Annotated in this window: 17 protein-coding genes; 5 read left to right on the top strand and 12 right to left on the bottom strand. The window is 58.9% G+C overall.

Translation table 11 applies throughout. The features are described from left to right. Positions 1 to 2: 2 nt before the first annotated feature. The 9 genes from ACZYSM_RS21900 to ACZYSM_RS21860 form a co-directional block, all read right to left on the bottom strand. The gene (locus ACZYSM_RS21900; protein ID WP_489074503.1) at positions 3 to 821 is read right to left on the bottom strand and encodes a phosphoglycolate phosphatase; all 819 of its coding nucleotides are present in this window, start codon (positions 819 to 821) and stop codon (positions 3 to 5) included. Further along, positions 818 to 1,492, bottom strand: coding sequence for a ribulose-phosphate 3-epimerase (gene rpe, locus ACZYSM_RS21895; protein ID WP_419119514.1), 675 nt, complete (start codon positions 1,490 to 1,492; stop codon positions 818 to 820). The genes ACZYSM_RS21900 and rpe overlap by 4 nt, the downstream gene beginning before the upstream one ends. A gap of 94 nt (positions 1,493 to 1,586) precedes the next feature. Continuing rightward, positions 1,587 to 2,735, bottom strand: a complete 1,149-nt coding sequence (locus tag ACZYSM_RS21890; RefSeq protein ID WP_489074500.1) for an iron-containing alcohol dehydrogenase — start codon at positions 2,733 to 2,735, stop codon at positions 1,587 to 1,589. A gap of 170 nt (positions 2,736 to 2,905) precedes the next feature. Continuing rightward, on the bottom strand, positions 2,906 to 3,730 hold the full coding sequence (locus ACZYSM_RS21885; RefSeq protein ID WP_489074498.1) for an ABC transporter permease: 825 nt from the start codon (positions 3,728 to 3,730) through the stop codon (positions 2,906 to 2,908). A gap of 13 nt (positions 3,731 to 3,743) precedes the next feature. Continuing rightward, positions 3,744 to 4,991 carry an ABC transporter permease gene (locus ACZYSM_RS21880; protein ID WP_489074496.1) on the bottom strand — a complete coding sequence of 416 codons (1,248 nt, stop codon included), beginning with the start codon at positions 4,989 to 4,991 and terminating at the stop codon, positions 3,744 to 3,746. A 172-nt stretch (positions 4,992 to 5,163) separates the two neighbouring features. Then, on the bottom strand, positions 5,164 to 6,207 hold the full coding sequence (locus ACZYSM_RS21875; protein ID WP_489074494.1) for an ABC transporter substrate-binding protein: 1,044 nt from the start codon (positions 6,205 to 6,207) through the stop codon (positions 5,164 to 5,166). 48 nt (positions 6,208 to 6,255) lie between these two features. Then, positions 6,256 to 7,380: an ABC transporter ATP-binding protein gene (locus tag ACZYSM_RS21870; RefSeq protein WP_489074492.1), complete on the bottom strand. Its 1,125-nt coding sequence runs from the start codon at positions 7,378 to 7,380 to the stop codon at positions 6,256 to 6,258. A 352-nt stretch (positions 7,381 to 7,732) separates the two neighbouring features. Then, entirely contained in the window at positions 7,733 to 8,362 is a 630-nt protein-coding gene (locus ACZYSM_RS21865; protein ID WP_489074490.1) for a response regulator, read from the bottom strand. Between the two features lie 9 nt (positions 8,363 to 8,371). Then, positions 8,372 to 10,762: a PAS domain-containing sensor histidine kinase gene (locus tag ACZYSM_RS21860; RefSeq protein WP_489074488.1), complete on the bottom strand. Its 2,391-nt coding sequence runs from the start codon at positions 10,760 to 10,762 to the stop codon at positions 8,372 to 8,374. A gap of 74 nt (positions 10,763 to 10,836) precedes the next feature. Between ACZYSM_RS21860 and ACZYSM_RS21855 the strand changes: the two genes are divergently transcribed. After that, positions 10,837 to 11,832: an alpha/beta hydrolase family protein gene (locus ACZYSM_RS21855; RefSeq protein WP_489074486.1), complete on the top strand. Its 996-nt coding sequence runs from the start codon at positions 10,837 to 10,839 to the stop codon at positions 11,830 to 11,832. A 42-nt stretch (positions 11,833 to 11,874) separates the two neighbouring features. Here ACZYSM_RS21855 and ACZYSM_RS21850 read toward each other — a convergent pair whose 3' ends face one another. Genes ACZYSM_RS21850 through ACZYSM_RS21840 form a run of 3 tightly spaced genes read right to left on the bottom strand, consistent with a single transcriptional unit; the run spans position 11,875 to position 14,340 of the window. After that, positions 11,875 to 12,642, bottom strand: a complete 768-nt coding sequence (locus ACZYSM_RS21850) for a TerB family tellurite resistance protein (RefSeq protein ID WP_489074484.1) — start codon at positions 12,640 to 12,642, stop codon at positions 11,875 to 11,877. A gap of 1 nt (position 12,643) precedes the next feature. After that, positions 12,644 to 13,318, bottom strand: coding sequence for an N-acetylmuramate alpha-1-phosphate uridylyltransferase MurU (gene murU, locus ACZYSM_RS21845; RefSeq protein ID WP_489074482.1), 675 nt, complete (start codon positions 13,316 to 13,318; stop codon positions 12,644 to 12,646). Then, the gene (locus ACZYSM_RS21840; protein WP_489074480.1) at positions 13,315 to 14,340 is read right to left on the bottom strand and encodes an aminoglycoside phosphotransferase family protein; all 1,026 of its coding nucleotides are present in this window, start codon (positions 14,338 to 14,340) and stop codon (positions 13,315 to 13,317) included. The genes murU and ACZYSM_RS21840 overlap by 4 nt, the downstream gene beginning before the upstream one ends. Before the next feature lie 130 nt (positions 14,341 to 14,470). Here ACZYSM_RS21840 and ACZYSM_RS21835 point away from each other — a divergent pair, with 130 nt between their 5' ends. The 4 genes from ACZYSM_RS21835 to rsmA are packed head-to-tail and all read left to right on the top strand — an operon-like array spanning position 14,471 to position 20,367. Beyond that, on the top strand, positions 14,471 to 17,269 hold the full coding sequence (locus tag ACZYSM_RS21835; protein ID WP_489074478.1) for an LPS-assembly protein LptD: 2,799 nt from the start codon (positions 14,471 to 14,473) through the stop codon (positions 17,267 to 17,269). Continuing rightward, on the top strand, positions 17,250 to 18,566 hold the full coding sequence (surA, locus tag ACZYSM_RS21830; protein ID WP_489074476.1) for a peptidylprolyl isomerase SurA: 1,317 nt from the start codon (positions 17,250 to 17,252) through the stop codon (positions 18,564 to 18,566). Before ACZYSM_RS21835 ends, surA begins: the two co-directional genes overlap by 20 nt. Then, positions 18,563 to 19,552, top strand: coding sequence for a 4-hydroxythreonine-4-phosphate dehydrogenase PdxA (gene pdxA / locus ACZYSM_RS21825; protein WP_489074474.1), 990 nt, complete (start codon positions 18,563 to 18,565; stop codon positions 19,550 to 19,552). Before surA ends, pdxA begins: the two co-directional genes overlap by 4 nt. After that, positions 19,549 to 20,367 carry a 16S rRNA (adenine(1518)-N(6)/adenine(1519)-N(6))-dimethyltransferase RsmA gene (gene rsmA / locus ACZYSM_RS21820; protein ID WP_489074472.1) on the top strand — a complete coding sequence of 273 codons (819 nt, stop codon included), beginning with the start codon at positions 19,549 to 19,551 and terminating at the stop codon, positions 20,365 to 20,367. Before pdxA ends, rsmA begins: the two co-directional genes overlap by 4 nt. Positions 20,368 to 20,456: the final 89 nt, after the last annotated feature.

Raw genomic sequence — 20,456 nt, 5'->3', positions numbered from 1 at the left:
AGTCAGGCGCGCCAACGCCAGCGGGCCAGGGCCTTGATAACTTTCATCCAGAGCTTGCGAGTGACCACCACGATGGAATCTCTTGGAGGGGGTTGAGCAACGTCGGGCAACGTTATCTCAGCGGCAGGATCCAGGCAACCGGGAATTAAAGAGCGCAGATCATCGATAACCAGCGCCGGAGACTCTTCGGCAATCGGTCGCCCGTGATTGTAGCCATAGCTAAGCGCTACACACTTCACGCCCGCCGCTTTCGCCGCCAGCACATCGCTACGCGAATCACCGACGAACAACGACTGGGAGGCGGGTACGTTGGCCATTTTCATCACGAAAAACAGCGCCGCAGGATCGGGTTTTTTCTGCGGCAAGGTGTCGCCGCCGATAATCCAGCGGAAATACCGGCCAATCTTCATCTGATCCAACAGTGGCGCGACAAACCGCTCGGGCTTGTTGGTGATCAAGGCCATTTCCACACCCTGCTTGTGCAACCATTTCAAGGTTTCGCGCGCGCCGGGGTAGACCACGGTCAGTTCATGACCGTCCGCATAGGCCTCCATGAAAATCTCCAACGCCTGATCGGCTTCGGTATCGTCGACAGAGGTGTGATCGATATTGTTGGCCAAGGCGCGGCGAACCAACACCGGCGCCCCATTACCGACCCACTCACGCACTGACTCGATCCCGACGGGCAAGCGTCCCAATTTGAGCAGCATGTTATCCACAGCCGCCGCGAGGTCAGGGACCGAATCGATCAACGTGCCATCCAGATCGAACATCACCAGCCGCGGCAGACTCCCCGGGAACAGCTGCTCAAAGCCACTCATGGGCGAGCCAGCGCCAATTCGGAACGCATCTTTTCAATGACCTCTTGGTAATTCGGTGCATTGAAGATCGCCGAGCCAGCGACGAAGGTGTCAGCACCTGCCGCGGCGATTTCCCGGATATTGTTGACGTTCACCCCTCCGTCGATTTCCAGACGGATGTCACGCCCGGACGCATCGATCAGTGCCCGCACTTCACGCAGTTTATCGAGGGTGCCAGGAATGAACTTCTGCCCGCCAAAGCCCGGGTTGACGCTCATCAGCAGGATCATGTCGACCTTGTCCATCACGTACTTGAGCACGTCCAGAGGGGTCGCCGGATTGAACACCAGACCCGACTTGCAACCGCCTTCGCGGATCATTTGCAGGGAACGGTCGACGTGCTGCGTAGCTTCCGGGTGGAAGGTGATGTAAGTCGCACCGGCCTCGATGAAGTCACCGATGATGCGATCCACCGGGCTGACCATCAGGTGCGCGTCGATGGGCGCAGTGATGCCGTATTTGCGCAGCGCAGAACATACCATCGGGCCGATGGTCAGGTTCGGCACGTAGTGGTTGTCCATGACATCGAAGTGCACGATGTCGGCGCCGGCGGCGAGAACGTTGTCCACTTCCTCACCCAGACGGGCGAAATCGGCGGAGAGAATCGACGGAGCAATAGCGAAGGGCTGCATGACGCACCTTTTTTGAGCAGAATCACGATGGCGCGCATTGTATACCTCATGCTTTCCAGCGCGCACTGTGACCTCGATGTTTGGATGAAACGCCCTAATAGGCTGCGCGATAGATCTTCTCGATATCGACCGCGCTCAGCTTGCGCGGATTGTTGCGCATCAAACGCTCGATCCCCGCCGCCTCAACGGCCATGGCCGGGATCGCCTCCTCCGGCACCCCAAAACTGCGCAACCCCTGTGGTATCTCCACGGCGGCACACAGCTCGGTCATCGCCTCGACGGCCTTATCGGCCGCTTCATTAGCGCTCAGCCCAACGGTTTTCACGCCCATGGCTTCGGCAATATCCTGCATTCGCTCGACACAGGCCATCTTGTTCCAGGTCATGACGTACGGCAGCAACAAGGCATTGCTGACGCCGTGGGCGATATTGAACCGCCCGCCCAACGGATAGGCCAATGCATGCACTGCGCCAACCCCGGCATTACCAAATGCCATGCCCGCCATCAGGCTGGCGGTGGCCATGTCTTCGCGGGCCTGCAGATTGGAAGGATTGGCGTAGGCTTTGGGCAGCGCTTTGGTGATGAGCTTTATGGCGCCGATAGCCAGTGAATCGGTAATCGGCGAAGCGTTCAGCGACAGGTAGGACTCAATGGCATGCACCAACGCATCCACGCCGCTGGCTGCGGTAACGCTGCGCGGGCAAGTCAGGGTCATCTGCGGACTGACCAGCGCCACATCCGGCAGCAGGTAATCGCTGACGATACCCTTCTTCAATTGCGCGGCCTTGTCGGAAAGAATCGCCACATTGGTGACTTCCGAACCGGTACCGGCGGTGGTCGGGATCGCGATCAGCGGCGGGCCTTTGCGCGGTACTTGATCAACGCCGAACAGATCCTCGAGGGCGCCGTGGTAACCGGCGTACGCCGCGACGCTTTTGGCGATATCGATGGCACTGCCGCCGCCCAGACCGATCAAGCCGTCATGGCCGCCTTCGCGATAGACACGCATGCAGTCTTCGACAATAGCGATTTCCGGGTCGGGCAAAACCCGGTCGAAAATTTCATATGGGCGCTCACCCAGTTGCGCCAATGCAAGCTCCACCGTGCCGGATTTCACCAGCGCGGCATCAGTGACAATCAGTGGATTATCGATATCCAGGCGGGTCAGCTCGGCGGCCAGTTGCTCGATGGCGCCAGCGCCGGTGATCAGTTTGTGGGCGATTTTGAAAGAGGAAATACTCATGTGCTCGGCCTCTTATAGTTTTAGGAGCTGGCACAAGGATAGCTGGGAAATACACCGTCGTAGGAGCTGCCGAAGGCTGCGATCTTTTTTCTCAATTTCACTTGAATTTCAAGCGCAAGATCAAAAAATCGCAGCCTCCGGCAGCTCCTACAGGATTGTTGCAGGCTGCGTTAGACCTGCGCCGTACGCAGCTTCTCGCTACGCCCACGCAACCACTCCAGAGTCAGCAGCAGAACCACCGAGAAGCCGATCAGTAGCGTCGCAGCGGCGGCGATGGTCGGGCTGAGGTTTTCGCGGATGCCGCTGAACATCTGCCGAGGCAAAGTCGCCTGTTGAGGCCCGGCCAGGAACAACGTTACCACCACCTCATCGAACGACGTCGCAAAGGCAAACAGCGCCCCACTGATCACCCCTGGTGCGATCAACGGCAGAGTCACCCGGCGGAAAGCCGTCAGCGGCGAAGCGCCCAGACTGGCGGCAGCACGCACCAGGTTTTGGTTAAAACCTTGCAAGGTAGCCGACACGGTAATGATTACGAACGGCACACCCAACACCGCATGCACGACGATCAGCGAGATAAAGCTGTTGCCAAATCCCAGCGGAGCGAAGGTCAGGTAACTGGCCACACCAATGATCACCACCGGCACCACCATCGGCGAAATCACCAGCGCCATCACCAGTGGTTTGCCAGGAAAGTCGCCGCGCGTCAGGCCGATGGCCGCCAGCGTGCCGAAAACCATCGCCAGAACGGTCGCCGCCGGGGCAACGATGATGCTGTTCTTCAGGGAACGCATCCACTCCGCCGAAGCAAAAAAGTCCTGATACCAATGCAGCGAGAAACCTTGCAGCGGGTAGACCAGAAAACTGCCGGAGTTGAACGACAACGGAATGATCACCAACACCGGCAAGATCAGGAACAACAGGACCAGCCCGCAGAGAATGCGCAAGCTGTAGAACCAGACCCGCTCAACGGGCGACATATAAGGACTCAGCATTTCGATTCTCTCCTTAGCTCAGGCGCAGGCGACTGGCGCCCACCAGCCAGCTGTAAATCAGGTAGAGCACGATAGTCGCCAATAGCAGCAACCCACCGAGCGCAGTCGCCATACCCCAGTTGATGCTGGTGTTGGTGTAGAAGGCGACGAAGTAACTGACCATCTGATCATTCGGGCTGCCAAGCAACGCCGGAGTGATGTAGTAACCGATCGCCAGGATGAACACCAACAGACAACCCGCACCGACACCGGCATAGGTCTGCGGGAAATACACCCGCCAGAAGCTGGCAAACGGATGGCAACCGAGGGAGATCGCCGCTCGCATATAGGTTGGCGAGATGCCTTTCATCACGCTGTAGATCGGCAGAATCATGAACGGCAGCAGGATGTGCACCATGGAGATGTAAACCCCGGTGCGGTTGAACACCAGTTCCAGCGGCTTATCGATCACCCCCATGGCCATCAAGCCGCTGTTGATCAACCCTCCCGATTGCAGCAAAACAATCCATGCCGCGACTCGCACCAGAATCGAGGTCCAAAACGGCAATAGCACCAGAATCATCAGCAGGTTGCTTTGCCGAGACGGCAGATTAGCCAGCAGGTAAGCCAAGGGATAAGCCAGCACCAGGCAGATTGCGGTGATGATCAGGCCCATCCAGAAGGTGCGGGCGAAGATATCGAGGTAAATCGCCTGGTCCGGCGTGGCCGGGGCCACTTCACCGAGGTCGTCGATGCGGTGATCGACCGCCGCCAACAGGTAATAAGGTGTGAGGCTGCTGGTGTTGCGGCGGATCGCTTGCCAGTACGCCGGATCACCCCACCGCTCATCGAGGCTTTCCAGCGCGTCTTTATAAGAAGCTGGCTCAGTCTTGAACGGCAACGCTCGCGCGGTTTTGGTCAGCAGGCTGCGGTAGCCGGCCAACTCCATGTTCAGTCGCTTGGACAGATCGCCCAAGGTTTGATTCTTGTGGGCTTCGGCCAGATCGAAGCTGGCAGCTTTGTACACCGGCTCAGCCGGCAGGCCTCGACCATCCCAGGCAGCCACAGCCGCCACAGTGCGTGGCATGCCGCCGACCACTTCCGGGTTACCGACGCTCTTGTAGAGCAGCGTCACAATCGGTACCAGGAACACCAGCAACAGAAACAGCACCAAGGGCGCGATCAAGGCTTGAGCCTTCCAGCGGTTGACCCGCTCGGCACGTGCCAGTCGCTGCTTCAAGGTGGGGCTGGTGACCTCGTTCAGGGGAACGGTGATGGCCATAGCGAACTCCGGAAATCTTTGATCGTTACAGAGGTGGCGTACCACCTCGATCGTTTAATGCATACAACTCAAATGTGGGAGCGGGCTTGCTCGCGAAGGCGGTGCGCCAGTCAACATGAATGTTGAATGTAATGACGCCTTCGCGAGCAAGCCCGCCCCCACATTAGTCAGCTTATTTGGCTGCCCAAGAATTGAAGCGCTGTTCCAGTTGCTCACCGTTGTCAGCCCAGAAGCTGACGTCAATCTGCACCTGATTGGCGATGTTTTCCGGAGTGGTCGGCATGTCTTTCAGAACATCTTTGGCCAACAGCGGAACGGCTTGGGTGTTAGCCGGGCCGTAAGCGATGTTTTCCGAATAGATTTTTTGTTGCTGCGGCATGACCGAGAACGCGATGAATTTCTTCGCCGCTTCCGCGCGGGCTTTATCCAGGCCTTTTGGAATTGCCCAAGCGTCGAAGTCGTAGATACCGCCGTTCCACACGACCTTCAGGTTGCTTTCTTTCTGCACGGCTGCGATCCGGCCGTTGTAGGCCGAGCTCATCACGACGTCGCCAGAAGCCAGGTATTGCGGCGGTTGAGCGCCGGCTTCCCACCATTGAATGCTTGGCTTGAGCTCATCGAGTTTCTTGAAGGCGCGGTCCTGACCATCCTTGCCGGCCAACACTTTGTAGACATCTTTCGGCGCTACGCCATCAGCCATCAAAGCGAATTCCAGGGTGTACTTGGCGCCCTTACGCAGGCCACGTTTGCCCGGAAACTTCTTGGTGTCCCAGAAATCCACCCAACTGGTCGGCGCGCTTTTCAGCTTGTCGGCGTTGTAGGCCAGCACGGTCGACCACACGAAGAAGCCCACGCCGCAAGGCTGGATAGCGCCTTTGACGTAGTCTTCGGACTTGCCGAACAGCGCCGGATCGAGTTGCTCGAACATGTCTTCGTCACAGCCACGGGACAGCTCTGGCGATTCTACTTCCACCAGGTCCCAGGACACGCTCTTGGTATCGACCATGGCTTTGACCTTGGCCATCTCACCGTTGTATTCGCCGGCGACGATCTTCCCGTGGCCCGCTGCTTCCCACGGTGCGTAGAAGGCTTTGACCTGAGCCGCCTTGTTCGCCCCGCCGAAGGACACCACGGTCAGGTCCGGGCCCGCCGCCATCGCGTGTGCCGCACCCATCATGCCCAAAGCCAGAGCGGTGAATTTCAGGGATCTCAACATTTATTGTTCTCTCCACGTGCAGGTTGGTGTTGGTGAAGCAAGGGGCGATCAGTTCGCCTCTAGAAGTGGGTCGAGCGCGCGAACGTGTTCGACCTGCCAGCCAAGCGGTACCACATCACCAACCGCCAGAGCCGGGTCCAGCTCGGCGATCGGTTGTTTCACAAAGAAATCGGTCTTACCGCAGACTTCCAGGCGGACACGGACGTGGTCGCCCAGATAAATGAATTCCTCCACTCGCCCCGAGAAGCGGTTGACGCAGGATTCGCTGGAGCCGTTCAAACTCACGCGCTCCGGGCGAATGGACAGGGTCACCGGTTCGCCGGTTTTTCCGACATTCACGGCCAGCGCCTCGACCTTCTCGCCACGACCGAGCTCGACCACGCAACGATCACCGTTCTGGCTGTGCAAGCGACCATTGAGTCGGTTGTTCTCGCCGATGAAATTGGCGACGAAGGTGTTCTTTGGCTCTTCGTAAAGGGTGCGCGGAGCAGCGATCTGCTGGATCTCGCCCTGATGGAACACCGCCACCCGATCGGACATGGTCAGTGCTTCACCCTGATCGTGGGTCACGTAGACCACCGTCAGACCAAGGCGTTGATGCAGGTGTTTGATCTCCATCTGCATGTGTTCACGCAGCTGTTTATCCAGCGCGCCGAGGGGTTCGTCCATCAGCACCAGTTGCGGTTCAAACACCAGCGCCCGGGCCAGGGCCACACGCTGCTGCTGACCACCGGAAAGCTGTGCCGGATAACGCTGGGCGAAGGCGTCGAGCTGAACCATGCTCAGCACACGCTTGACCCGTTCGCTGATGTCGGTCTTGCTCAAGCCGCGCACCGACAGCGGGAACGCCAGGTTCTCGGCGACGGTCATGTGCGGGAACAGCGCATAGTTCTGAAACACCATGCCGATGTCGCGTTTGTGCGGCGGGACGTTGTTAATCGAACGCCCGGCCAGCTGGATTTCACCGGCGGTCGGAGTTTCGAAACCGGCCAGCATCATCAGGCTGGTGGTCTTGCCGGAGCCAGAAGGCCCGAGCAGGGTGAGGAATTCGCCTTTGCGAATTTCCAGGTTGAGGTCTTTGACGATCAGGTTTTCGCCGTCGTAGCTCTTTTGCACACCACGAAAACTGACCAGAACATCATTCGCCCCAGCACTTGAATCGACCTCGCTCATACCCGCACCTTTGTGTTCTTTATATGTAGGACTGCCGTGGGCTAAGCCTAGTGGCTCCTTACAACCACGCAAATCGGGGTGTATGAGAGATTCACCTAAGCCGGATGGAAGGTTCGGGGTAGGGATTGCCCTACAAGGATGGCGTGATTGGGTATGTCACAGAGAAACAGCTGCAAGCGTTGAGCTGCAAGCCGCAAGAACAGGCGAAACCGGCCTTGCGGGGGATGTCGTAGATGGATATGGCTACGCGGTGATCTGTAGGAGCTGCCGCAGGCTGCGATCTTTTCCCCCTGGCGCGACGAAAGCAAAAGCAAGATCAAAAGATCGCAGCCTGCGGGGGACCACGGTTGTGTTAGAGAAGCTTGTGTTCCATCGCGTATTTCACCAGCTCAGCCAGCGAGGTGATGTTGAGTTTCTGCATCAGCCGCGCTTTGTGGGTGCTGATGGTTTTGCTGCTCAATGCCAATTGCTGGGCGATGTCGTTAACGTTCGCGCCTTGGGCCAGCCGTTCGAATACCGAGAACTCGCGCTCCGACAGCAATGAGTGCAAGGGCCGCGAGTCGGTCAGGCCGACTTCGAAGACCATTCGGTCGGCCAGGTCCGGGTCGATATACCGCCCGCCTGCCGCGACCTTGCGGATTGCGGTCAGCAGCAGCGCCGGATCGCTGTCCTTGGTGGCATAACCAGCGGCACCGATTTTCAATGCTCGGGCGGCCATTTGCGCCTCGTCGTGCATCGACAGCACCAGAATCGCCGGAGGATTGTTCAGCGCGCGAATCCGTGGGATCGCCTCCAGACCGTTGACGCCGGGCATGGAGATATCCAGCAACACCACTTCACACGGAACATGACGCAAGGTTTCAAGCAGTTGCTCACCATTGCTCGCCTCCCCCACCACGATCAAATCCTTGGCCAGACCGATCAATTGCTTGATGCCTTCACGAACGATGGTGTGGTCTTCGGCTACCAGTACACGGATCACGCGCTTCTCCTAATCCAACGGCACTCGCACGCTCAACGTCGTGCCTTCACCCAGCTCACTGTCCAGCGACAGACTGCCGCCCATGATCAACACCCGTTCGCGCATACCCACTACGCCAAACGAAGTCGGTCGGCCTGTCGCCGGGACGAAGCCCTGACCATCGTCGCTGACGGTCAGGCACAAATCGCTGCCCTCAAGGGCCAGTGTCAATTCCACAGTATGCGCTTGAGCATGGCGCATGACATTGGTCAGTGCCTCCTGAAGAATCCGGAACAGGCCAATGGCCTTGGCGTCGCTGAGGGCCGGCAGGTTTTCCGGCACCTGGACCAGGCATGGAATCTGCGTGCGCGCCTCGAAACGTCGCGCCTGCCATTCGATGGCCGAGGCGATCCCGGCGTCGAGAATCGGTGGGCGTAGCGCGGTGGCAACATCCCGCACCAGCTGGAATAACTGGGCGATCAGCCGCTTCATACTGTTGAGCCGCTCGTGCAAGCCCGGATCAAGCTGCGCGTAAGCCAGTTCGCACATGGAGGTTTCCAGCTTGAGCACGGTCAGCATCTGACCCAGTTCATCGTGAACTTCCCGGGCAATGCGGGCCTTTTCCTCTTCCCGCACGCTTTCCAGATGAGCGGACAACTCTCGCAGTTGCTCGCGAGAACTGGCCAACTCCAGCTCGATGCGTTTGCTTTCGCTGATGTCCCAGACAATCCCGTCCCAAACCACCGCGCCGTCATCAAGACGACGGGTGATCGCCTTGATCTCCGCCCAACGCTGCTCGCCCTGGCGCGTCACAATTCGTCCCTGCCAGGACCAGTCGCTGTCAGTGTCCAGCGCGTGATCCTGGGTTTGGTGATAGCTGGCTTTGTCGTCCGGATGGACCAGGCTGCGCAAGCCTTTGTCGCGATGGCTCAGTGTCGCCGGGGAATAGCCCACCAGGCTTTCACTGCCTTCGCTGATGTAGGCAAAGTCAATCTGCCCGGTGACCGGCGCCCGCTCCAGACGAAATACCAGCCCTGGAACATTGGCGGCAATACCCTGCAACCGCGCCTCGCTTTCCTGCAACGCGGCCAGAGCCCGGCGACGCTCGGTGACGTCGTTGAGATAGACCACCAGATACTCGCCATCGCGAAAGCGCAGGAAGCTCAGCGACACGTCGGCAGGCAGGATGTTGCCATCGGCACGAACACAGTTTGTTTCGAAGCTTTGCGGCCCGTCCTCACTGGCGCGGGCGCGTTTCCACAACGTCAGCCAGCGATCCATATGCAGGCCGGGCTCGAAATCAATCAAGGGGCGGTCGATGACGCCGCCCGGTGCATAACCGAGCATCTCTTCGGCCGCCCGGTTGGCGTAACGGACATGGCTGTCCCAGTTGACCCAGAGGATCCCCACGGTGCTTTGATCGATGGAAAACTGCGTCAGGCGCAAGGCTTCTTCGCTGGCCTCGCGAAGGGCGATGTCCTCACGGGCCGCCAACAAACGTTGCTCAAGGCTGTGTTGTTGGCGACGCTGCCAGGTGACGATGGCCATGCTGCTGAGCAACAACACGGTCAGCAGTAGACAGAGGTTTTGCCAAAAACCCGGGGACTCGACCAATCGCGGGTATTTGGGTTGCAGCCAGCGACTGTGCAGTTGCTCCAGATCCTTCGCCGCAATTGCATGCAACGCCCTTTCAACGATCCCCGCCAGCTCCGGCCAATCACGTCGTGTGGCGACCCGCAGTAATTGCGGCAGGCCTATGTCACCGACAACTATCAGATCGGCGAACTCCGGCTCGGCCGACAACCGACTGAGCTGCGCTTCATCCACCACGGCATACCGGGCTTGCTGGCTCAAAAGCAACTGCAAGGCTTGGCGCTCCAGTGGCACACCCTGCAAATTGAGATTGCCGTAGGTGCTGCGCAGGTAATCGGCAACTGCACTCGGCATGCGCACAGCGACACGGGTCTGGCTATCGAGCTTCTCCAGGTCCACCGCACCGGCGCCTTTCTGCTCGCTGACCACCAGCTGTGGCACACGCATGTAGGGGTCGGAAAATTGCCAGATCCGCAGTCCTGCGGGGGTTTGGGTCAAGCCTGGGGCGATGTCGACTTCACCGTCACGCACGGCGGCCTCCAACTGCACCTGATCCGGAAAGTTGCGCCAGCTCAGCTCAACCTTGAGGGCTTTGGCCAGCCACTTCATGAGTTCAACATTAGCCCCGGACAAGCGCTGCAAGCGGCGATCAAATTGTGCATAAGGCGCTTGCAGCACCAACCCGACACGCAGCTCTGGGTGTTGCTCGAGCCATTGACGCTGCTCGGCATTCAACTGCGCGGCAGGCACTTGGGGCGCAGGCGCCGCCAATGCCATCAAGGGAAGGCAAAAACAGCCGATAACCAACAGGCAGCGAAAACGCATCATCTGAAGTCTCACACACTGACAAATACTGACCAACCCATTAGGCTGCCGGGATTACTTCTGGCCTGGAATATCCGATGCCCCCTGTCTACCGCTCGGCACTGTCCGCATTGTGCCTGTCGTTGATCCTGCCTTGTGCCTTTTCAGTCGAGGCTGCCGATCCTCCCGGCGCCACGGAAAAAACCGCAGAAGAAAAACCGGTAGAGCGCCAACCCCTGCTTGAGCGTAGTCAGGAAGAAGCGACAGCCCTTGAGCGACAAATCCCACAGCAAGAACAGCAACAGTTGCAGGCTGGCGGTGACAGTTTCCTCGCGCTTTGGAAACCGGCCAATGCCAACAACCCTAGCGGTGCGGTGATTATCATCCCTGGCGCCGGCGAAACAGCTGACTGGCCTCAAGCAATCAGTCCATTGCGTCGAAAATTGCCGGATGCCCACTGGAGCAGCCTGAGTATTACCTTGCCAGACCTGCAGAGCGACGCCAGCCAGCCGCGCATTGTCGAAGCCGCGCCCGCGCCTTCCCCCGTGGACACTAGCAGCAAAGACGCCAGTACCGCTGCGCCCAAACCCATCGAACAAGCTGCTGGCGGTGAGGCTGACGTCGCTGATCGTGCCGCCGCCGGAAGTTCTGAGGAGCAAATCAAGGCTGATGCCGAGCGGATCTTCGCCCGAATCGATGCTGCGATTGCCTTTGCGCAGCAGCAAAACGCTCGCAGAATCGTCCTGCTGGGACATGGCACCGGAGCTTATTGGGCCGCGCGTTATCTGAGCGAGAAACAACCGCCGCACGTAGAGAAGTTCGTGATGGTCGCCGCGCAAACTCCACTTAATGGCAAACCAGAGCTGGCCCAACTGACGCCGACTCTGAAAGTTGCAACCGCCGACTTCTTCTATATGGATAAGGCGCTGGTGCGTAATGCCGCTCTGGAGCGTCTGCAGGCGAGCAAACGCCTGAAGACCACGACCTTCAGCCAGGTTTCTTTGAAGGCATTGCCTGGAAACAGTGCCGCCGAACAAGAGCAGCTGTTTCGGCGTGTTCGCGGCTGGTTAAGCCCGCAGCACACTGGCAGCTGAGACCCCCTATTCAGGACGATCTTTTCGGGGTTACCTGAGCTCCTAACGAAAATCCCGCCGCTCACGAATCAACGTATAAGCATTGTGCAGCTCGCGGGTCTTCTCGGTTGCCTCGCGCACTTGGGACGGGTTCGCGCCACTGCCAGCAATCTTGTCCGGGTGATGGCGACTGAGCAGGCGCCGGTAAGCACGCTTGATCTGCGACGGCTCGCTGGTGGCCGTCACCCCCAGCACTCGCATAGCCTCTTGATAAGCGCCGCCGCTGTTGGCCAGCGGCTTTTTATGCGGCTCGTAGTCACTGGCCAGCGCTTGCACCTGCCGAGGTGTCCAGCCCAGCCATTTACCCCATAGCTTAATCAGATCGCGCTCGGCGCTGCTGGCTCGACCATCGGCCCAGACCATACGCCAGCAGGCGCGTAGAACCCCCTCGGCTGCATGCGGTTGGGCGCTCAAGCGGCGCAAATATCCATGCAATCGATCATGCCCGGACTTGCCCCGATTGAACGCCGCGATGGCTCGCTTTTGCGCCGGCCCACTCATATCGAGCGAACGCATCTCCTGACGAGCCTGCTGGATATGGCCCTCGACCACCCGGCCATCGCTCTTGGCCAGTCGCCCCAACAATACGAACAACAGCTCATCATTGCGCAGCGCCGAACGTCCGCCTAAACGTTCGCGCAGATGCGCCCAACTCTGCAGTTGCAAGCGCCGGTCCAGCGCCTGCCCCAACAAGGCACCCAGCATGGCCCCCGGAATGCTGGCTATGGCAAAGCCCGCTCCGGCTCCGATCAGAGTCCCTGGCCACAACATATCAGCGGCTCGCTTCTAGCAATTGTTCGACTTGCGCCAGACGCTCCAGGGTTCCGACATCAACCCAGCATCCGTGCATGTGTTCGCCCGTGACCTGCCCCTGAGCCATGGCTTCGCGCAACAGCGGAGCCAATTTGAAGGAACCGGCGGCGCACGTAGAGAACAGCCTTGGGTGCAGAACCGAAATACCACTGTAAGTCAGCGTGGCTGAACCCGGTTCGGCGTCGCGGATCTGACCGTCTACCAGACAAAAGTCTCCCCCTGTCGGGTGATGCGCCGGGTTGTCGACCATCACCAGATGAGCAAGTCCGGCAATCGGTTGGCGCAAAGCCGAGAAGTCGTAATCGGTCCAGATGTCACCGTTGACCACCAGGAACGGTTCTTCACCCAACAGCGGCAACGCCCGAAAAATACCGCCTCCGGTTTCCAGCGGTTCCCCCTCCGGCGAGTACTGGATGCTCACACCAAACTGCGAACCATCGCCCAGATAGTCCTCAATCTGCTGGCCCAGCCAGGCATGGTTGATGACGATCTCGGTAAACCCTGCTGCCGCCAACGCCCGCAGGTGGTACTCGATCAATGGCACACCAGCAGCACGAATCAGTGGCTTGGGCGTCGTCAGCGTCAGCGGACGCATACGCTCACCTTTGCCGGCGGCGAGGATCATTGCCTTCATGCGGGCGCTCCAACCGGTTGGCGAAGGCTCGCCAACAACTCACCCAATTCCGCCAACTCTGGCCTACGGGCCAGCACTGCTTCTATATAAGCAAAGAAGCGCGGCACATCGCCCAGATAACGCGGCTTACCGTCACGGTGGCAGATGCGGGCAAAGATCCCGATCACCTTCAAATGGCGCTGCACGCCCATCAGGTCGCTGGCACGCAGGAAGTCTTGAAAATCCGTCTGCACCGGGATGCCCAATTTGCCAGCCTGCTGCCAGTAGTCTTCCAGCCAACCACGCACCCGAGCGTCAGGCCAACTGAGGAAAGCATCTTTGAACAGGCAGGTCACGTCATAGGTGACCGGGCCGTAGACCGCGTCCTGAAAGTCCAGGACGCCGGGGTTCGGCTCGCTCAACATCAGGTTGCGCGGCATGTAGTCGCGGTGCACCAGCACCTTCGGTTGGGCCAGGGCGCTGTCGATCAATAGCTCGCTGGCCCGCTGCCAGAGCGCCAGTTGCTCTTGGTCAAACTGGATACCCAGCTCACGCCCCACGTACCACTCAGGGAAGAGCTCCAGTTCGCGGCGCAACAACGCCACGTCATAGCTTGGAAGCACGGCATCCATCGGCAACTGCTGGAAGGCCAGCAATGCCTGCAACGCATCGTTGAACAAAACGTCGGCATTTTCGCCGTCGATCACGTCCAGATAAGTCTTGTTGCCCAGGTCATTGAGCAAAAGAAAGCCACGCGGCAGATCTTGCGCGTAGATTTGCGGCACATTTATTCCGGACCTCGCCAGCAAGAAAGCGATATCCACGAAGGGTTTGCAGTTTTCCTGGGGCGGTGGAGCGTCCATTACGACAAAGCTACGACCCTCCCCTTCCCAGCGAAAATACCGCCGAAAACTGGCGTCACTGCTGGCCGCAGTCAACGTGGCCGGGGGCACGGCGCCCCAGCCTTGTGCTGTAAACAGAGTTGCCAACTGCTCATCGAGCCAAACTTTCAGGTGTTGCAAACGTACATCTTGGTCAGGCATTGCAAGGGTCTCCGACGGCGCTAGCCGTCAAGCGGGTCATGCTTTATTATCCAGCATCTTTTTCAGACCATCGAGAGGCGTGCGGCCCACACCGCGGGCAGATGGCACGCAGGAAGCCCGGACTAATAAGATGGCATTGAAATCCCCCGCGTTTCGTAAAAAATTTCCGTTGTTGGTTACCGGCAGTTTGCTGGCCCTGCAACCTTTAGCCACTCAGTTCGTGGTCGCCGCGGAACAGTATGACTGCTCAGTCTCTGCTTCGGGTGCCTGGGACTGCGCGCCGAAAACTAACGCAGCTCAACTGCCTCCGCGCCCCGTGCATAACGGGGACGCAGCCAGTGCGAGCGGCGAGAGCCCGGCAGGTAGCAGCTCCAGTGACGAAACCGTCGCCAAGACACCACTGGTCACCGAGGCCAAGGGCCGCGGCCTGCAGTCGCGCAGTGCCGACTACAGCCACCTCGACTGGGTGCCTCGTGAGAAGCTGACTGCTGCGCAATTGGCCGAGACCGGTCCTTATTGCTCTGGTTCCTATATCGAACCGATTCGTCCTGGCATGAATGACACGACGAATAAAAGTGACGCTCCAACCTTTATCGGCGCCAAAGCATCGCGCTATCAGCAAGAGCAACAGATTGCGACCCTGGCCGGTGACGTGGTCATGCGCCAGGGCAGCATGCAGGCCGAGGCAGACGAGGCCAGCCTGTATCAAGCCGAAAACCGTGGCGAGTTGAGCGGCAATGTCCGCATTCGCGACAACGGCGCACTGATCGTCGGTGACCACGCTGATGTGCAACTCGATACCGGCGAAGCCAAGGTCGATAACGCTGAGTACGTAATGCACAAATCGCGCGTGCGCGGTAGTGCGCTGTACGCCAAACGTGCCGAGAACGCCATCATCCGCCTCAAGGATGGTACGTACACCACGTGCGAACCGAACAGCAACGCCTGGCAGCTCAAGGGTAACAACATCACCTTGAACCCGGCGACCGGCTTCGGCACCGCGACCAACGTGACGCTGCGGGTCAAAGACATTCCAGTGCTCTACACCCCGTACATCTACTTCCCGATCGATAACCGTCGCCAGTCCGGCTTCCTGCCGCCGACTATCGGCGGCGGCAGCAAGACTGGCTTGTTGCTGGTCACCCCGTACTACTTCAACCTGGCACCCAACTACGATGCCACGTTGTATCCGCGCTACATGAGCAATCGCGGGATGTTGATGGAAGGCGAGTTTCGCTACCTGACCAAGAGCAGTGAGGGTCAGTTCGGTGCTGCTTATTTGAATGACGACAACACTGATCGCAGTAAGCAGAGCGATTACGAAAAAACCCGCTACATGCTCAACTGGCAGCACAAGGGCGGGCTTGATGAGCGCACGCTGACAGAAGTCGACTACACCAGGATCAGCGATCCATATTACTTCCAGGACCTGGAAACCGATCAGATTGGTGTCAAAACTGGCGACTACGTGAATCAGCAAGGTGCGGTGACCTACCGTGGCGACAATTACGTCGCACGAATCAACGCACAGGCCTATCAGCTGGCAACCGTCGCCAACATCACGCCGTACAACCGCTTGCCGCAGATCACCTTCAATGGTGCGCTGCCGTACCATCCAAGCGGGTTGAATTTCGCGTACAACACCGAAATCGTACGTTTTGACCGTAATTTGAAAAATGGCGATTTTATCGATGAAAACGGCGTTGCCTCGCCACGGCTAGATACAAACGTTGCTGGTCTGGCGCGCGCCAACGGTGATCGCCTGAATCTCGCACCGGAAGTCAGCCTCCCGCTCAACTGGACCTACGGTTTCCTGAAGCCATCGCTCAAATATCAGTACACACAGTACGACCTGGACCTCGACGGCACTGGCAAAAATCAGATCGCCCAGCAGAATGCCGCAGCTGATAGCCTCAACGGCACCTACAGCCGTAATCAGAATCGTGGTGTGCCTATCGCGAGTATCGACAGCGGTCTGTACTTCGATCGCAACACCCAATGGTTCGGCAAGAACTATCGCCAGACTCTGGAACCGCGCCTGTACTATCTCTATGTCCCAGAGAAAGACCAGTCTGACATTCCGATATTTGACACCGGCGAAACTACATTCAACTACGCCTCGCTGTTTCGCGACAACCGCTTCAGCGGTTCTGACCGTGTCGGCGACGAGAACAAACTGTCGCTGGGCGTGACCAACCGCTGGATCGAAGACAATGGCTTTGAGCGCCAACGCATCAGCGTCGGCCAAGCCGTTTACTTCAAGGATCGTGAAGTCCAGTTGCCGGGCATTGATGCAAAAACCCGCGACGACGCACACTCCAACGTTTCGCCTTACGCGCTTGAGTATGAATACCGCTTCAACCGCGACTGGCGTACGACAGCCGACTACAACTGGGACCCGGACAGCCGCAAGCCTCGCTCCGGCAGTGCGATGTTCCATTACCAGCCGGAAGACAATCCGAACAAAGTCATCAACGCCGGTTATCGCTATCGCAATGACCTGGTCCGCTATGACCAGACCACTGGTAAATGGTCGGTTGGCGGTGGCGACTACGGCACTCCGGGCACTCCGGGTTTCGTGAAGGACTACTACAAGATCCAGCAACACGACTTCTCGGTGATCTGGCCGGTCGTGCCGCAATGGAATGCCATCAGTCGCTGGCAGTATGACTACAACCGCAACCGTACACTGGAAGCCTTCGGTGGTTTCGAATACGACAACTGCTGCTGGAAACTGCGCCTGATCAACCGTTACTGGGTCTCCTATGACGAGTTCAGTCAAGAAGCTCCGCAAAACGAAAAAGGCGACCATGGCATCTTCCTCCAAATTGTACTGAAGGGACTCGGCGGCCTTACCGGCGCCAAAGCAGAGAGCTTCCTCAACAAAGGCATTCAAGGTTATCGTGAACGTGAAGACCAAGCTTTCTGATTGTCTGCGCCCGCTGATGCTGGGCGCGTTGTTACTGGGTACCGCAGCGAACGCTGCGGTGCAGTCCATTGATAAAGTGGTGGCCATCGTCGACAGCGACGTAGTCATGCAGAGCCAGCTGGACCAACGGGTTCATGAAGTTCAGCAAACCATCGCCAAGCGCGGCGGCGGCGTACCGCCAACCAGCGTGCTGAACCAGCAGGTGCTTGAGCGCCTGATCGTCGAAAACCTGCAACTGCAGATCGGCGAACGTTCTGGCATCCGTATCACCGATGAAGAGCTGAACCAGGCGATCGGCACCATTGCCCAGCGCAACAATATGAGCGTGGACCAGTTCCGCGCAGCCCTGACTCACGACGGCCTGTCTTATGAAGACGCTCGTGATCAGGTTCGCCGCGAGATGATCATCAGCCGTGTACGTCAGCGCCGTGTGGCTGAACGTGTTCAGGTATCGGAACAGGAAGTGAAGAACTTCCTCGCCTCGGACCTGGGTAAGATGCAGCTGTCCGAAGAGTTCCGCCTGGCCAACATCCTGATTCCAACCCCGGAAAGCGCCAACTCTGAAGCAATCCAGAATGCCGGGCGTCGGGCTGCCGATGTTTATCAGCAACTCAAGCAAGGCGCTGATTTCGCTCAGTTGGCAATCGCCAAATCCGCCAGCGAGACCGCGCTGGAAGGCGGCGAGATGGGCTGGCGTAAAGCCGCGCAACTGCCACCACCGTTCGATCGTATGCTGAGTTCGATGTCGGTCGGCGAAGTGACCGAGCCTATGCGCACACCAGGCGGCTTCATCATTCTGAAGATCCTGGAAAAACGTGGCGGCCAGACTCAGGTGCGCGACGAAGTACACGTGCGTCACATCCTGATCAAACCAAGCGAAATTCGTAGCGAAGAAGAAACCAAGCGTCTGGCTCAGAAGCTCCACGACCGGATTGAAGCCGGCGAAGACTTTGCTGAACTGGCGAAAAGCTATTCGGAAGACCCGGGCTCCGCACTCAACGGCGGCGACCTGAACTGGATCGACCCGAACTCCCTGGTGCCTGAGTTCCGCGAAGTGATGGCCAAAACCCCACAGGGTCAGCTGTCCAAACCGTTCAAGACCCAATATGGCTGGCACGTACTGGAAGTCCTTGGCCGTCGCGCCACCGACAGCACCAGCCAGGCCCGTGAACAGCAAGCAATGACCGTACTGCGTAACCGCAAATACGACGAAGAGCTGCAAACCTGGCTGCGTCAGATCCGCGACGAAGCCTACGTTGAGATCAAGCTCCCTGGCGTCGACCAGGCGTCACAGTGAAACCCAAACGTTTCGCGCTGACACCGGGCGAGCCGGCCGGTATAGGTCCTGACCTATGCCTGCTGCTTGCCTCGCAGATCCAGCCACACCCCTTGATTGCCATCACTAGCCGCGACCTGCTCCTTGAGCGGGCCGCGCAGCTGGGCGTGGTTGTCGATTTGCTGCCGGTCACCCCGGATAGCTGGCCGGATCACCCCGCTCCAGCTAACAGCCTGTATGTCTGGGACACCCCACTACAGAGCAAAGTCATCGCCGGTCAGCTGGATAAATCCAACGCGTTATTTGTGTTGGAAACCCTGACTCGCGCCGGCCAAGGCTGTCTGGACGGGCATTTCGCCGGGATGATCACCGCCCCGGTGCATAAGGGCGTGATCAACGAAGCTGGCATCGCCTTTTCCGGCCATACCGAATTCCTCGCCGACCTGACGCATACTCAGCAAGTGGTCATGATGCTCGCCACTCGCGGCCTGCGAGTAGCGTTGGTCACCACTCACCTGCCCTTGCGGCAGATTGCCGATGCGATCACCCCGGAACGCCTGGAGCGAGTGACACGGATCCTGCACGCCGACCTGCAACACAAGTTTGGCATCGCCCAGCCTCGCATTCTGGTCTGCGGGCTCAACCCGCATGCCGGCGAAGGCGGACATCTGGGCCATGAAGAAATCGACATTATCGAACCCACCTTAGAGCGTCTGCGACGTGAGGGCATGGACCTACGCGGCCCCCTGCCTGCCGACACTCTGTTTACCCCCAAATATCTGGAGCACTGCGACGCAGTGCTGGCGATGTACCACGACCAAGGCTTGCCCGTACTGAAATACAAAGGTTTCGGTGCCGCAGTCAATGTGACCCTCGGTTTGCCTATCATCCGTACCTCAGTCGACCATGGCACCGCCCTGGATCTGGCCGGAAGCGGAAAAATCGACACCGGCAGCCTGCAAGTCGCCTTGGAAACCGCCTACCAGATGGCCGAGACCCATTTATGACCGAGCACTACCAACACCGGGCGCGCAAGCGTTTCGGCCAGAACTTCCTGCACGATGCCGGCGTGATCGACCGCATCCTGCGCGCCATCCACGCCCGCCCTGAAGACCGCCTGCTGGAAATCGGCCCCGGCCAGGGTGCATTGACCGAAGGCCTGCTCAATAGCGGCGCGCAACTGGACGTGGTTGAGTTGGACAAGGACCTGATTCCGATCCTCAATCAGCAGTTCGCCGGCAAAAGCAATTTCAACCTGCATCAAGGCGATGCCCTGAAGTTCGACTTCACCAGCCTCAATGCCGCGCCGAGCAGCCTGCGAGTGGTCGGTAACCTGCCGTACAACATCTCCACCCCGCTGATCTTCCACCTGCTGCGAAATGCCGGTTTGATCCGCGACATGCACTTCATGCTGCAAAAAGAAGTGGTCGAGCGTCTGGCTGCAGGTCCTGGCGGTGGTGACTGGGGCCGTTTGTCGATCATGGTTCAGTACCACTGCCGGGTCGAACACCTGTTCAATGTCGGTCCGGGTGCGTTCAATCCACCCCCTAAAGTCGATTCAGCGATTGTCCGCCTGGTGCCCCACGCCGTTCTGCCGCACCCGGCCAAGGATCATCGCCTGCTGGAACGCGTCGTTCGCGAGGCCTTCAACCAGCGCCGCAAGACCCTGCGCAACACCCTCAAAGCCTTGCTCAGCAACACCGAGATCGAAGCCGCCGGCGTCGATGGCAGCCTGCGCCCCGAGCAGCTCGACCTGGCAGCGTTTGTCCGTCTGGCTGACAAGCTGGGCGAGCAAGTCGTCGAGACGCCCTGCGCCAGCTGACACGCCATAATCGTTATTGGGTAAGACACCAGACGCCATGTCTGGTTTACTACCCGATACTTGGCCTAGACTGATCCCATCAGTTATGT

It is taken from the genome of Pseudomonas sp. F220, assembly GCF_057813935.1.
This window is presented reverse-complemented; position numbering and strand designations above follow the sequence as displayed.